The following is a 13,789-nucleotide window of genomic DNA, read 5'->3' as shown; positions in this document are numbered from 1 at the left end:
ATGCGAGGGTTTGTCTACACGCTGAAAGGGCGCATTCATGCCGCCCTTTTTTGCCATTTATCCTCTCTCCATCAGCTGCACCATCAGCATCGCTTTGCCTACAATATTTGACTGGTGGTAAACTTCCACTTCCAGCTTTCCAAACTTGCGCCCAACTTCTAAAATATTCGGTTTGATCTGTATCGTGGATTCCATTTGAACCGGTTTTAAGAAATAGACAGAAAGACTTTCTACAATTAGCTCGCCTTTTTTATGAGACTTTAAGAAGCGGTTGGCTGATTCGATTAAAATTTGTGTAAACACACCATACGAAATATTGCCGAGCTGATTTGTCATTTGTGGTGAGACTTCATATTGGTACACCGCATCTGTTTTTGGTTTTTCTGTCTCAGTCTCCTTAAATCCTCGTGACACTACATCATCCAGCTTTTCACCGACCTGCGGCTGCTTTTGAATCATTTGTAGCGCCTTCAGCACGTCCTGACGGCTAATCATCCCAATCAGCTTCGCATGATCATTTACAACTGGCAGCACCTCAATACCTTCCCACACCATCATTTGTGCAGCTGAAGCGACAGATGTTTTGCCAATAACGGTCAGCGGATTTTTTGTCATCACCTTTTCAATCGGTGTAGAACGGTCATGGCCTGCAATATCCTTTGAGGTCAAAATGCCGTGTATTTTCATTTGATCGTCTGCTACCGGGAACCGGCCGTGCCCGGTTTCATAATTCTTTTCATACCATTTCTCAAGTTTGTCTTCTGGCGATAAGTAGACGGTCCGTTCTATCGGCGTTAAAATATCCTCCACAAGCACAATTTCTTTTTTAATCAACTGGTCATAAATGGCCCGGTTAATGAGAGCCGCTACGGTAAATGTATCGTAGCTTGTTGATAAAATGGGCAGCTCAAGCTCATCTGCGAGCTGAATAATTTCATCATCTGTTGAGAATCCGCCCGTGACCAGCACAGCCGCTCCCGCCTCTAATGCTTGCCGGTGAGCATTGATTCGGTTTCCTACGATCAACAGGTTGCCTGCTGCTGTGTAACGCATCATTGCATCCAGTTCCATTGCACCGATGACAAATTTATTTAACGTTTTATGTAAGCCAGCTCGTCCACCAAGCACCTGACCATCAATGACATTGACCACTTCCGCATATGTCAGCTTTTCAATATTTTCTTTTTTCTTCTGTTCAATTCGAATGGTACCGACTCGTTCAATGGTGCTCACGAACCCTTTATTTTCAGCATCCTTAATAGCCCGGTAAGCCGTGCCTTCACTGACTTTCATTTCTTTCGCTATACGCCGGACAGAAATTTTCTCTCCGACATCTAATGAATCAATATACGATAAAATTTGCTCATGCTTTGTCGCCAATCCCGTTCACCCTTTTTGTTTTCAGCGTTTTCATCTATATTTCATTATAAAGGCAGGAGGCTTTTAATAGCAATTTGTCTTTTACACGAGCACGATACAGGCAAATAAAAAAGCCGGTTGGATGCCGGCTTTTCTTCTTATTATTAAATATCGATGGATTCTCCGCTGTTTAATACGTGACCCACGCCGCCATGCAAGCTGTCTGCAAAGGCATGAGGATCTTGCTCAATCGGCGGGAATGTACTGTAATGAATCGGTACGACTTGTTTCGCACGAAGCCACTCTGCTGCGATTCTCGCATCGTCTGGTCCCATCGTGAAGTTATCACCTATTGGCAGGAAGGCGAGCTCAATATGATTCAGCTCCCCAATGAGTTTCATATCCGAGAAGAGAGCCGTGTCTCCAGCATGATAAATCGTTTTGCCTTCAGCAGTAAATAAAATACCGGATGGCATCCCTGTATACGTAATCGTTTTGGATTCTTCATCAATGACCGCTGAGCCATGGAACGCTTGCGTCAGCTTGACTTTACCAAATTCAAATTCACGTCCGCCGCCTATAGAAAGCGGGTGCGTTTTCACCCCTTGCCAGCCTAAATAAGTGGCAAGCTCGAATGGCGCAATCACGAGTGCGTCATTGTTTTTAGCGATTTCAATCGTGTCTCCGACGTGATCTCCATGCCCGTGCGTGAGCAAAATGACATCTGCTTTCACATCTTGCGGTTTGATATCTGTGTGCTTATTTCCATTTAAAAATGGATCAATCCAAATATGGTATCCGTTTGTTTCAATGTGTACGACTGAATGTCCATGATATGTAGCTTTCATGTAAATATATCCACCTTTCGAATTTGATCTCATTTTGTCTATTCCCTCTATAAAAAGCTGAAAAACTTAGTGCCTATGAATCACATTAAGACCACCTGTTGCTTCAATGACGGTTCCTGTAATGAGGTCTGAACGGTCATCACATAGAAATGAAATGATACGACCGATATCCTCTCCAGTACCAGACCTGCCTATTGGCGTTTCATCGTCTTTGATTTGGCGGGCTTCCTCTATTGTCGATTCTTTCATGTCTCCAACGATTTTGCCTGGACACACCATATTAGCGGTGATGCCGTTTTCGGCTTCTTCAATCGCAATTGTTTTCGTCAATGACGCAAGGCCCACTTTTGCCGCTCCAAAGGCTGATCTGTGCATCCAGCCTGGCGCATGGTCTGCTCCTTGGAAGCCATATGTGATAATCCGGCCAAAGCCTTGTTTTCTCATCATAGGGATCACCATTCGGAACAAATGGAACACTGCGGATAGGTTGCCTTCCATCATTTGATACCATTCGTCTTCAGAGTAATCCGCGAGTTTTTTTCGTTCAAAAATATAAGGTCCAGCATTATTGATCAAGGCATCAATCCGCCCAAATCGCTCTGCTGCCAGCTCGACCATGTTTTTTAAATCTTCTTTGTTTGTCACATCGCCTTGGACAAATTGAAGCTTTTCTTCGTATTCTTGCAGTTCTTCTTTCATCTGCCGGACAGCTTCATCATCACTTCGATAATTCACTGTCACAGAATACCCCATATTCAGTAAAGACTCGGTGACTTTCCTGCCAAGTCCTTTAGAACCCGCTGTTATTAATGCGTGTCGCACACAATCTCCTCCTAAAGCAAAGGTTGCAAGTTCATGTGTTTCTTTTATTATCTTTACTTTACTATAAACCGGCTCCCTTCGCACTTTTGAACCCTTTAACAATGAGGGGAAAACCGTATAGGGTGATTCATCCACTTTTTCATATCCCATGAACCATGGATATCGAGAAGCAGCGAAACAAACCGATAGCATTCTCTCACCTCATGAAGCTGGCGAGGAAGCGGGCAAATCTCTTCATATCCTAATTGAACCGCTTGTGCAGCTTCTTTCGTCAAAAGGTATTCGAGTGCAATCAAATCAAACGCAGCTGGTCCAAATACGACATATTCCGTATCAACTAGACTCGTTACTTGATCATCGTCTTCAATATATTGCGATGGGTCTAAATCAATTAAAATGAGACTGGCTGAATCAGGAGGACTTAGCTTTTCAAGCTTTTGCTGCACCTTTTCTGCATAATCCTGATATTCAGGCTGATCAGCGTAATAGCGGCTGATAAGTTTGGAAACTGCCTTTTTTAACAGCGCATGGAATTCTCTCAAATGTCTCTTTTCTCCCCCGTATACTGCACCGAAAAAGTTAGTTTGATATGAATGAAGATGCGCTAGTTTCCTCCCGTAATCCCTATAGAATTGTGCTGAACGGCCCTCAAAAGATGTTAAAGGGATTCCTTCTACTTTTTCCATGACATAAAAGTGTTTCCCCGCCTTCTTCACTTTACGAACAACTTTCGGAATATGAAAGGAATTCGTATGAGCCAGCTTTTCATTGATTTCATCAAGATGCTCCTGTACATTACGGGCATCTACTCCATAAATCAAGTTGATCCCATACACAAATTCACTTTCTTCTCTTGCAGTTTTTGGAGATTTCACTACATATTCCGTTTGGTCTTGTAAGGAAATCAGCCACACATCATTAGCCCGGCCGTCGTATGGTTCTCCTAACGTTTTCACTGATACGATAGGCTGATCAAACAAAACCTGAAGCGTTTTCTTCATGAACTGTTGTCACTCCTTATGCAGCTTGACACTGGTATGCTTTCATTTTCTCCAGTGAAGATCAATCTCCTTTTTCCCATGACAAAAAACCATCCGTATAAACGAATGGTTTTGGCGAATTATGCTAGGCAGGCTTTTGCTTTTTCTAAAGCGAGCTGAATTTGTTTAAATCCAGTTCCACCTGCACTTGTTCTTTTTTCAACAGCAACATACGGATCAAGAACAGTGTAAATGTCTTGTTCAAAGAGGCCGCTTGCTTCTGTAAATGTTTCAAATGGAAGGTCACTTAAATAGATGCCTTTTTGAATGCATGTATACACAAGCTTCCCAACGATTTCGTGTGCTTCACGGAATGGCATACCTTTTTTCGCAAGGTAGTCTGCCACTTCGGTCGCATTTGAGAAATCTTCTTTTGTTGCTTTTTTCATGACATCTTCGTTCACTGTCATCGTTTGAATCATGCCTGTGAAGATTTGCAGGCTGCCAGCGATCGTTTTCACCGTATCAAACATGCCTTCTTTATCTTCTTGCAAGTCTTTGTTATACGTAAGCGGCAAGCCTTTCATAATCGTGAGCAGCCCCATCAGGTTGCCATATACTCTGCCTGTTTTTCCGCGGATCAATTCAGCCATATCCGGGTTTTTCTTTTGCGGCATCATGCTGCTACCTGTTGCGTACGTGTCATCAAGCTCAATGAATTTGAATTCTTGAGAACACCATAAAATGATTTCTTCACAAAGACGTGACAGGTGCATCATCACAAGACTGCTATTAGACAAGAACTCTAAAATGAAATCACGATCACTCACACCATCAAGGCTGTTCTCGTAAATATGGTCAAAGCCAAGAAGCTCTGCTGTATATTCACGATCAATCGGGAATGTCGTTCCTGCTAACGCTCCGCATCCAAGTGGCGACACATTAATCCGCTTCAATGAATCTTGAAAACGCGCTTTGTCCCGCTCAAGCATCCAAAAGTAGGCGAGCATATGATGAGCAAAGGAGATAGGCTGTGCACGCTGTAAGTGCGTATATCCTGGAAAAATCGTTTCAACGTGCTGTTCAGCTTTTTCTACAAGCACTGTTTGAAAAGAAGAGATCAGATCAATGATATGCTCTACTTGGTTATTCAAATATAAATGCATATCGGTTGCGACCTGATCATTCCGGCTTCTCGCTGTGTGCAATTTGCCGCCAAGCGGACCAATCTCATCAATGAGCATTTTTTCAAGGTTTAAATGAATGTCCTCATAATCTACTGAGAAATCGAGTTCATCCGCCTCTGCCTTTTTCATGAGCGTATTCAGTCCGTCTTTGATTGCAGCGGCCTCCTCATCACCGATGATACCGCATTTATTCAGCATACTTGCATGGGCAAGGGAGCCGGTCAGATCTTCTTTGACTAATTGTTTGTCGAAATGAATGGATGCACCAAACTCATCGACCCATTTTTCTGGTGTTTTTTGAAATCGGCCTCCCCAAAGCTTTTTCATGCTTTAACCTGCTCCTTTTTATTCACGATGCTGTTTACTTTTGTTGGTAAACCCCAAAGGTTAATAAATCCTACAGCTGCATCATGATCGAATTCATCTGCTTTTGTATAAGTTGCTAGATTTTCATCATAAAGTGAATATGGTGATTTACGTCCTTCTACAATGGCATGGCCTTTAAATAGTTTCACACGTACAACACCTGTTACGTTCTTTTGCGTTTCTTGTAAGAATGCATCTAGTGCTGATTTAAGTGGTGAGAACCATAAGCCGTTGTATATTAATTCAGCCATTTTTTGTTCAACGATTGGCTTAAAGTGTGCTACTTCTTTGACAAGCGTTAAGTCTTCAAGTTCTTTGTGTGCTTTTAACAATGTAACTGCACCTGGGCACTCATACACTTCACGAGATTTGATTCCAACAAGACGGTTTTCAACATGATCGATTCTGCCTACACCATGCTGGCCAGCAACTTCATTTAAATGAAGGATGAGATCAGATAATGAATACTGGATTCCGTCAATAGCTGTTGGTTTTCCTTTTTCAAACGTGATTTCAATGATTTCAGGTGTGTCAGGTGTTTTTTCAAGTGGATTTGTCAGATCATAAGCACCTTCTGGCGGCGCTGCCCAAGGATCTTCTAAAATACCACATTCGTTACTTCTGCCCCAAAGGTTTTGGTCAATTGAATATGGGCTGTCTAAGTTAATCGGAATTGGAATCCCGTGCTTTTGTGCATAGTCGATTTCTTCATCACGAGACCATTTCCATTCACGCACTGGTGCAAGAACTTCTAAGTCTGGATTCAATGCTTTAATTGATACTTCAAAACGAACTTGGTCGTTTCCTTTACCTGTACATCCGTGTGCAACGGCTACGGCATTTTCTTTCTCTGCGACTTCCACTAACTTTTTGGCAATGAGCGGACGAGATAGTGCAGACACGAGTGGATATTTCCCTTCGTACATCGTGTGTGCTTGCAGTGCAGCAAGTGCAAATTCTTCAGCAAACTCTTCTTTTGCGTCGATCATGTAAGATTGAACAGCTCCGACTTGAAGTGCTTTTTGTTGAACGAATGCTAAATCTTTTCCTTCACCTACGTCCAGGCAGCAAGCAACAACTTCGTAACCTTGCTCCTGTAACCATTTAACTGCAACAGAGGTATCAAGACCTCCGGAATATGCTAATACGACTTTTTTATTTTGTGACATGATTGAAAAGCTCCTCTCGCTTGTTTTGATTCTGTGAATGTTTTTTGCATAAAAATAAGTTTTAATTTATAAACATGCATTTAGTATGTATACACTGTAACAAGGAAAAATTGTTTTTTCAACCCCTTTATGAAAAAAACTCTGCCAAATTTTCTTGGCAGAGTCATTTTGGGCTATTTTTGATCTTTTTCAAGCTCTCGCAAGACATGAGGAAGCTCTGGAATAATGAGTTTGGTCATGGCTAACCGAACTGCTCCGGTAGAGCCTGGTGTGGCAAAAACGGCTTTTTGGTTAATCACCCCTGCCGTCGCTCTAGATAAGATAGCGGCTGATCCAATATCTTCTGTATAGCTCAGCATGCGAAAAATTTCTCCAAAGCCCGGCAGCTCTTTTGAGAAAAGAGGTGTAATGGATTCAATCGTGACGTCCCTTGCTGCAATACCAGTTCCCCCGTTTAACAAGACGGCATCAATCTTCGCTTCACTTGTTCCTTCTAAAACGGCGTCTTGAATCGCTCCAATGTGATCTTTCACAATATCGTATGCAAGAATAAGGTGCCCTTGTTCTTTGAGCAAATCAATCATCAGACGGCCGCTTTTATCTGTTTCTTTTGTCCTTGTATCACTGACGGTAATGACTTTTACATGAAGCCTCGTTTTCGCTTCGCGTTTATGTTCTTCGACGCTCATCTCTTCACACCGCTCCTTTCATATTGCCTCACATTATAGCATGCTGATTTCAATAGAAAAAAGCCCTTTTCCGCTGAGGAAAAGAGCTTCAAAAGGATGTTACGCTAAACGCATAACGTCTCTTGCAATCATGACTTCTTCGTTCGTTGGAATCACGATGACTTTTACAGGAGAGTGAGGGTAGCTGATGAATGCTTCTTCGCCTCTCATGTTGTTAAGAGATGGATCCCAATATACGCCCATGAATTCTAGACCACGAAGTACACGTGCTCTCACTTCTGAGCTGTTTTCACCGATTCCAGCTGTGAAGATGATGGCATCTACACCATTCATTCTCGCTGCATAAGAACCGATGTATTTATGAATACGGCTTGCAAAAATATCTAGTGCTACTTCAGCACGGTCGTTTCCTTCTTCTGTCGCTTCTTCGATATCACGAAGGTCACTTGAAAGACCAGACACACCTAAAAGACCACTCTTCTTATTCAAAGTAGAAAGTACTTCTTCTGCTGTATGTCCTGTTTTCTCCATAATAAATGGAATAAGGGCAGGGTCAATGTTACCTGAACGTGTTCCCATTGCAACACCCGCAAGTGGTGTGAAGCCCATTGACGTATCGATTGATTTTCCGCCTTCAACTGCTGCGATACTTGCACCATTTCCAAGGTGGCAAGAAATCAAACGAAGCTCTTCAAGAGGACGGCCTAATAGCTCTGCTGCACGCTCTGTTACGAACTTATGGCTTGTCCCGTGGAATCCGTATTTACGAATACCAAAGTTTTTGTAGTAGTCGTACGGAAGGCTGTATAGGTAAGACTGCTCTGGCATTGTTTGGTGGAACGCTGTATCGAACACAGCAATCGCTGGTACGTCAGGCAGAATTTGTTTGAATGCTTTGATTCCTACAACGTTTGCAGGGTTGTGAAGTGGTGCAAGCTCTGAAAGCTGATCAATGTCTTTGATGACTTCATCTGTTAAAACAACAGAATCGCTGAATTTTTCTCCGCCGTGAACGACGCGGTGTCCTACGCCATCAATTTCATTAAAGTCTTTGATGATGTTAAATTCAATTAGTTTTTCAAGTAGCATTTTAACCGCTACTGCATGATCTGGAATATCTGTGACTTCTGTTTTCTTTTCTCCATCTACAGAAATCGTGAAGATACTGTTGTCCATTCCGATTCTTTCAACAAGACCTTTTGTTAAAACGGTTTCTTCTGGCATGTCGAACAATTGGAATTTAAGAGATGAGCTTCCTGCGTTGATTGCAATAATTTTGGACATTACTGTCGCTCCTTTTACTCAGTTGTTATATAAGGTTTCACGTTTTTTCGGTGCTATATTCAACCTGTTTGAACGGGTCTTTTATAGTTTAACGATAAGTCCGAAAAATATCTGACTTTTTCATTTAAACATTGAAAACTTTGCATTTCAAGTACACCTTCGAACTGTTACCGCTTACATGAATAAGTCGTTATTTTCTGAATAATAAAATAGCCAGACATCACTCTGGCTATTCTTTCGTTTCTTTTTCTTCTATAAACCATTGGTCTAATTTTCTCATGACGCCAACCATTGCTTCTTTCTGTGAGAAAGATGGCAGATTGGCAAATAGCATACGTTTCGGTGCTTCGAGCCCCTCTTTTTTCTTTTGCATCACAAATAAGCTTTTGGCATGCTTTTTGTCTTTGAACATAGAGACTGGCAGCTGAATTAACGCATTCATATATGCATGTTCTTTGATGAAATCCTTTAATTGTACGCTTTCTTTTCCTTCAAACAAATCGTTTGGAATGATGAAGAATAAGAAGCCGCCTTCTTTCGTGTAACGAAGACTTTGCTCAATGAATAAATAATGCGCAAAGGAATGACCTTCTTTTGCCTTTAATTCATAGTCTTTAGCGCGCTCATCGTTTGGATAAAACCCGACAGGAAGACTACATACAGCAACATCTGCTGGTGAGATAAGAAGCGGCTCAAGGCTGTCCTGGTGGAAAAGCTCTACTTCTTTTTCTTCTAAGTTCGCTTGTGCCCACGCAATTTTAATGAGCACGTCATCAATTTCAGAGGCAAAACCGCGTGTTGTTTCTGCTGTTACATTGTTGAGGACCGCAAGCAGTAAATTCCCTGTTCCCGCTGCTGGATCAAAGACAACCAGCTCTTTTTGTCCTTCTAAAAATTTATTGACCAAATAGCTGACAAACAGACCAATTGTATCAGGTGTCATCTGCCGGTTTGGATGTGAAATATCCTTTTGTCCTTTTAATACGGCGAGCTGAAACGCTTTACGAATCTGCTCATGATCATAAGAGGCGAAATCTGCTTTCTCTATTAAATCTTTTAGTAAACCATTTCGATCATTTACCTGGAAAAAGGCTTCTCCTGCTTCTGCCAATGCTTCAATATAGGAAATGTTCTGTTCCTTTTTTAAACGAATTGAAGCTGTATCGAGCAGCTCAAAAATCGTACTCACTTGATCTTTCTGCAATGCTTTTCTCTCCTCGCTTTGTTAAAAGCTATATGTTCTCATTGAAAAGAGCCCCAGTATGAAGCCGGAGCTCTTGTCGATGTTGCTTTTATAACAGTGATTTCGCAGCCTCAATGGCTTTTTCATAATTTGGATGATTGGTTGCTTCGCTTACGTACTCAGTGTAAACCACTTTTCCGCTTGGGTCTAATACGAAGACCGCACGCGCCAATAAACGCAATTCTTTCATATATAAACCAAACGCTTCACCAAATGACATATCTCTATGATCAGATAATGTTTCGACATTTTCAATTCCGTTTGCTCCGCACCAGCGTGCTTGTGCAAATGGTAGGTCTGCACTAATGGTATAGATATTGACCGGACCTAAACCGGCTGCCTCTTCATTGAAACGTCTTGTTTGTGCGTCACACACACCTGTATCAATAGAAGGAATCACTGAGATAATCGTCACTTTTCCTGTTAAATCAGAAAGTGAAACTTCCCCTAGTGAGTTCGTTAATACCGTGAAATCTGGAGCCTGCTCGCCTACTTTCACTTCATTTCCTACAAGCGTTACTGGGCTCCCTTTAAATGTGATCGATGCCAAAACAATTCCTCCCTTATCAAATGTATGGTTCTATCATAGTAGAGAAAGCAAAAAACTGCAAAGCCTAATCGTCCATTTTGAAAAAAAAGTTAACTGCAGGGCAGCTAACTTTTTAAAGGTCTATGTCATCTAGTTTTCGTTCTTTGTGACGATGCTCCCGTTCATCCTTCTTAAACATGTGCTGAAGACGTTCAATTGCTTGAGGAGCAGAATCCAATATTTTATCGAGCAGATGTGTGTGTTCATCCAAATGAAGCATTCGTACGCCATTTGTTCCCACAATTAAAAAGGCGATTGGTGTAATCGATACTCCCCCACCGCTTCCGCCTCCAAATGGGAGTCTCGGTTCTTTTCGTTCTTGTTCATCAGACCGTTTTTCTTTCTTTTGGTTACCGTTGAATTCACTGCCGCCGGCTGCAAATCCAAAACCAACCTTTGACACAGTGAGAATGACACTGCCGTCAGGGGTTTCGACTGGATCGCCGATGATCGTGTTCACATCAATCATTTCTTTTAAGTTTTCCATCGCTGTCTTCATCAGACCTTGGATTGGATGATCTGCCATTTTCGGGTTCCTCCTTAAACAGATGATTCATTCTTCGTTGCTTGAAGAGAGGCATTTTTTCTCGCCTTTCTCCCTTTTAACCAATGGACAAGTAATCGAATGGCTGCAAGCATAGCATGTCCAATCCGAAAATAAGCTATACATGCAAAGTGTGTCTGTGACACATTGTGCTGAAAAGCGGGAATCACTTCATAGACGGGTTTGTGCTTAAAGGTGAGATGCTCCTGCATAAAGGCAAGAAGTGCTCCTTTGACTGACCACACACCGCCGGCTGCTACACCTGTTAAAGCTGCGTCATGAAAACCAATCCATGTGGACCAGTGAAATGAAACGATTTTTATATGAATGAAGAACTTTCGCATGATCCGGTTTAGATCGACAATCTCTTTTGTAATACGCTCCATTTGATGAAGGATTTCCTTTACATCACGTTTTCCCACTTTTTTATGCATGGTTTCTTTTTCGTGACTCGGCGTTTTGGTGCTGGCCATTTTCTTTTCACGAATATCAATCGTTTGATCTTCCGTATTCACTTTCACCATCGGAATGTCTTTCTTCAGTCTGACGATTCCATATAAGGTGATGATCTTCACCGCAATATGGTCATTGTCATTTGCATGTGAATAGTCCAGTGAAATGGTCACTTTCATAAAGATCAATAAGATCACAAGGAACAAAAAAGCTGCGATCCAAACGTACAGCACTGTGCTCACTTCCTCCATAACAAATGATGCTTCCTCTACGATTATGGCTCTCCTTCTGGATTTTATACCCAATCACCCAAAAAAAGAGTTTGACCGGTACCCGGCCAAACTCTCTTTGGTTATGCGTTTGATTCTGTTTTTTCATATAAATGTTCATGAACAACCACCGTATCTGCAAAGTAGTCATGAACCCCTTGCTTTTTCGGCGTGAACCCAACCACAGCATAGAGAACAAAAAGCGTATTAATATATCGCCCCACAATTTCTCTAAAGAAAATGACATCCCATGACAGCTTCTTCTCCGGCTGAAGTGAGACGACTTTGATTCCAAACACCATCTTTCCAAGTGTTTGTTGGAAAATCTTCGTCATGATCGCAAAATAAAGCAGAAAGACAATTGTGGTTGTGACGGAAAATGGGGAAAACCAGCCTCCACCTTTTGACCAGCCAAAGAGACTAAAGATTGGAGAAACCGTCAAATGGTTAACACCCCATACGACGAGCCAATCTAGGATAAATGCCCAAAATCTAATCCAGAAACCTGCAAAGGCCTGCGCTTCAATTGAAGTGCGCTTCGCAAGAGTCGGCCTTGATTCTTCCTCTTGGCTGCGACTTTCCGTTACTTCATCGAATGTAGAATCCATCTATGATCCCTCCTTTATTTTGAATAGAGATACATCGGTTTAGACCCATTTGAGCCAGCCAGTGTTTCTTTTAAGTTCAGAAAATCAATTTCGCTTTTAAAGAGCTTGCTTGCACTCATATTGAAAAGAGAGTTCCAGCCAAAGCTTTGTGAATAGCTGATAACCTTTGCTCCTTTTAGGCCTTTTTCATTTTTCTTCATTGCTTTTAGTGCATCTTCATAGTACCCAAGCTCATCCACTAATCCGTTCGATTTCGCCTGTGTTCCGTCATAGACCCGGCCGTCAGCAATTTTCTTGACGTCCTGCTTAGACATGCCGCGTCCTTCAGAAATGACTTTCACAAAGCCTTCATAAGAGTTGTCAACCATGCTTTGCATGATAGCACGCTCATCTTTTGTCATATCACGATTTGGAGACATGATGTCTTTGAATTTTCCACTTTTAATGGTTTCATATTTGATGCCTAAATTATCTGCCAGCTTTGCATAATTCAAACTTTGCATGATGACCCCTAGAGAGCCTGTTAACGTTTCAGGTGAAGCAAAGATTTTTTTCGCTGGAGTGGATACATAATAGCCGCCAGAAGCCGCCATTGAACCCATGGAAACATAAATTGGCTTCTTCGCTTTCTTTACTTCTTCTAATTTTTTATGTATTTCAGCACTTTCATAGACACCGCCGCCAGGAGAGTTGACACGCAGCAAGACACCTTTCACAGACGCATCGTCTTTTGCTTTATCTAATTCTTTTAAGAACGCACGATGATCATATGCTTCCCCGCCTAGAAGGCTGGATGCACCGCCGTTATCTTGAATCGTGCCATTAATCTCAAGTACAGCAATTTTACTCGCTCCGCTGCCATCCTCTAGTACCTTTTCTTCGATTTCGTCCCCGAATTGATAGCTCATCTTATTATCATTGAAGCTTTCAAACAAGGCCGTCGTGATACTAATCACAATCGAAAAGCCGAAAACACCAAGTGCAATGATTAAGGCTACCCATCTTTTCGCATTCATTTCTTTCTCCTCCTTTTTGTCTCACTTCGTTCATACGAATACACACATGAAATGTTTCACAGGAACTGTGGTTTTTTTACATTTCATTTCAACATATGATAGCACCGATGTGAAATGACGATCAACTTTACATCTTCTATCATTTGCTCATCATGACGAAAAATTGGTTATTTTATCCTCTCCCTATATCTAATAGCTCAGACCATCTTCACAACGAAACGCCCAGACCTCTCTTTCTTCCAAAATGAGCTATTAAATTATGCTCAAAGTCAGCGTCGTCTAATCACTTACAATGACTCATTTCTTAAATGGAAGCCTCTATCATGATGAAGCGTCTTTCTAATATTTTTACTTTCATATGAA

The 13,789-nt window shown here is 41.8% G+C and carries 14 protein-coding genes; all 14 read right to left on the bottom strand.

Features of this window, described 5'->3' with window-relative positions; translation table 11 throughout:
- Nucleotides 1–57: 57 nt before the first annotated feature.
- The 14 genes from ACTJJQ_RS11255 to sppA all read right to left on the bottom strand — a co-directional run bounded on the left by ACTJJQ_RS11255 (nt 58) and on the right by sppA (nt 13,426).
- Complete coding sequence (locus ACTJJQ_RS11255) at nt 58–1,380, bottom strand: CBS domain-containing protein (protein WP_017358275.1); 1,323 nt, start codon at nt 1,378–1,380, stop codon at nt 58–60.
- Between the two features lie 143 nt (nt 1,381–1,523).
- Nucleotides 1,524–2,207, bottom strand: a complete 684-nt coding sequence (locus ACTJJQ_RS11250) for a metal-dependent hydrolase (protein ID WP_035391153.1) — start codon at nt 2,205–2,207, stop codon at nt 1,524–1,526.
- A gap of 66 nt (nt 2,208–2,273) precedes the next feature.
- Nucleotides 2,274–3,029 carry an SDR family oxidoreductase gene (locus tag ACTJJQ_RS11245; protein ID WP_008343153.1) on the bottom strand — a complete coding sequence of 252 codons (756 nt, stop codon included), beginning with the start codon at nt 3,027–3,029 and terminating at the stop codon, nt 2,274–2,276.
- Between the two features lie 95 nt (nt 3,030–3,124).
- Nucleotides 3,125–4,030, bottom strand: coding sequence for a phosphotransferase (locus ACTJJQ_RS11240; RefSeq protein WP_440600211.1), 906 nt, complete (start codon nt 4,028–4,030; stop codon nt 3,125–3,127).
- Nucleotides 4,031–4,149: 119 nt separating this feature from the next.
- Entirely contained in the window at nt 4,150–5,523 is a 1,374-nt protein-coding gene (argH, locus tag ACTJJQ_RS11235; protein WP_440600210.1) for an argininosuccinate lyase, read from the bottom strand.
- Nucleotides 5,520–6,731 (bottom strand): argininosuccinate synthase, encoded by a 1,212-nt coding sequence (locus ACTJJQ_RS11230; protein WP_008343148.1) that lies wholly within the window; start codon nt 6,729–6,731, stop codon nt 5,520–5,522. Before ACTJJQ_RS11230 ends, argH begins: the two co-directional genes overlap by 4 nt.
- 173 nt (nt 6,732–6,904) lie before the next feature.
- Complete coding sequence (locus tag ACTJJQ_RS11225) at nt 6,905–7,420, bottom strand: MogA/MoaB family molybdenum cofactor biosynthesis protein (protein WP_024718668.1); 516 nt, start codon at nt 7,418–7,420, stop codon at nt 6,905–6,907.
- A 99-nt stretch (nt 7,421–7,519) separates the two neighbouring features.
- Nucleotides 7,520–8,704, bottom strand: coding sequence for an acetate kinase (locus ACTJJQ_RS11220; RefSeq protein ID WP_024718669.1), 1,185 nt, complete (start codon nt 8,702–8,704; stop codon nt 7,520–7,522).
- Nucleotides 8,705–8,933: 229 nt separating this feature from the next.
- A complete protein-coding gene (locus tag ACTJJQ_RS11215; RefSeq protein WP_440600209.1) occupies nt 8,934–9,908 on the bottom strand; it encodes a class I SAM-dependent methyltransferase in 975 nt (324 codons plus the stop codon).
- Nucleotides 9,909–9,996: 88 nt separating this feature from the next.
- Nucleotides 9,997–10,497: a thiol peroxidase gene (tpx, locus tag ACTJJQ_RS11210; protein WP_007501731.1), complete on the bottom strand. Its 501-nt coding sequence runs from the start codon at nt 10,495–10,497 to the stop codon at nt 9,997–9,999.
- A 112-nt stretch (nt 10,498–10,609) separates the two neighbouring features.
- Complete coding sequence (gene ytfJ / locus ACTJJQ_RS11205; protein WP_007501733.1) at nt 10,610–11,062, bottom strand: GerW family sporulation protein; 453 nt, start codon at nt 11,060–11,062, stop codon at nt 10,610–10,612.
- 14 nt (nt 11,063–11,076) lie between these two features.
- Nucleotides 11,077–11,784, bottom strand: coding sequence for a DUF2953 domain-containing protein (locus ACTJJQ_RS11200; RefSeq protein WP_203085314.1), 708 nt, complete (start codon nt 11,782–11,784; stop codon nt 11,077–11,079).
- 101 nt (nt 11,785–11,885) lie between these two features.
- Nucleotides 11,886–12,410, bottom strand: coding sequence for an RDD family protein (locus tag ACTJJQ_RS11195; RefSeq protein ID WP_113747101.1), 525 nt, complete (start codon nt 12,408–12,410; stop codon nt 11,886–11,888).
- Nucleotides 12,411–12,424: 14 nt separating this feature from the next.
- On the bottom strand, nt 12,425–13,426 hold the full coding sequence (sppA, locus tag ACTJJQ_RS11190; RefSeq protein WP_268438407.1) for a signal peptide peptidase SppA: 1,002 nt from the start codon (nt 13,424–13,426) through the stop codon (nt 12,425–12,427).
- Nucleotides 13,427–13,789: the final 363 nt, after the last annotated feature.

The organism is Bacillus sp. 22483, assembly GCF_052044605.1.
Classification (GTDB): domain Bacteria; phylum Bacillota; class Bacilli; order Bacillales; family Bacillaceae; genus Bacillus; species Bacillus altitudinis.
Note: the sequence above shows the minus strand (reverse complement) of the source record. Positions and strands in the feature narration are given on the sequence as shown.

What these genes read in the sequence shown, in the direction of transcription:
- ACTJJQ_RS11250 (WP_035391153.1), bottom strand. Translation starts at nt 2,207, where the DNA reads ATGAAAGCTACATATCATGGACATTCAGTCGTACACATTGAAACAAAC.
- ACTJJQ_RS11240 (WP_440600211.1), bottom strand. Translation starts at nt 4,030, where the DNA reads ATGAAGAAAACGCTTCAGGTTTTGTTTGATCAGCCTATCGTATCAGTG.
- argH (WP_440600210.1), bottom strand. Translation starts at nt 5,523, where the DNA reads ATGAAAAAGCTTTGGGGAGGCCGATTTCAAAAAACACCAGAAAAATGG.
- ACTJJQ_RS11230 (WP_008343148.1), bottom strand. Translation starts at nt 6,731, where the DNA reads ATGTCACAAAATAAAAAAGTCGTATTAGCATATTCCGGAGGTCTTGAT.
- ACTJJQ_RS11225 (WP_024718668.1), bottom strand. Translation starts at nt 7,420, where the DNA reads ATGAGCGTCGAAGAACATAAACGCGAAGCGAAAACGAGGCTTCATGTA.
- ACTJJQ_RS11220 (WP_024718669.1), bottom strand. Translation starts at nt 8,704, where the DNA reads ATGTCCAAAATTATTGCAATCAACGCAGGAAGCTCATCTCTTAAATTC.
- ytfJ (WP_007501733.1), bottom strand. Translation starts at nt 11,062, where the DNA reads ATGGCAGATCATCCAATCCAAGGTCTGATGAAGACAGCGATGGAAAAC.
- ACTJJQ_RS11200 (WP_203085314.1), bottom strand. Translation starts at nt 11,784, where the DNA reads ATGGAGGAAGTGAGCACAGTGCTGTACGTTTGGATCGCAGCTTTTTTG.
- ACTJJQ_RS11195 (WP_113747101.1), bottom strand. Translation starts at nt 12,410, where the DNA reads ATGGATTCTACATTCGATGAAGTAACGGAAAGTCGCAGCCAAGAGGAA.
- sppA (WP_268438407.1), bottom strand. Translation starts at nt 13,426, where the DNA reads ATGAATGCGAAAAGATGGGTAGCCTTAATCATTGCACTTGGTGTTTTC.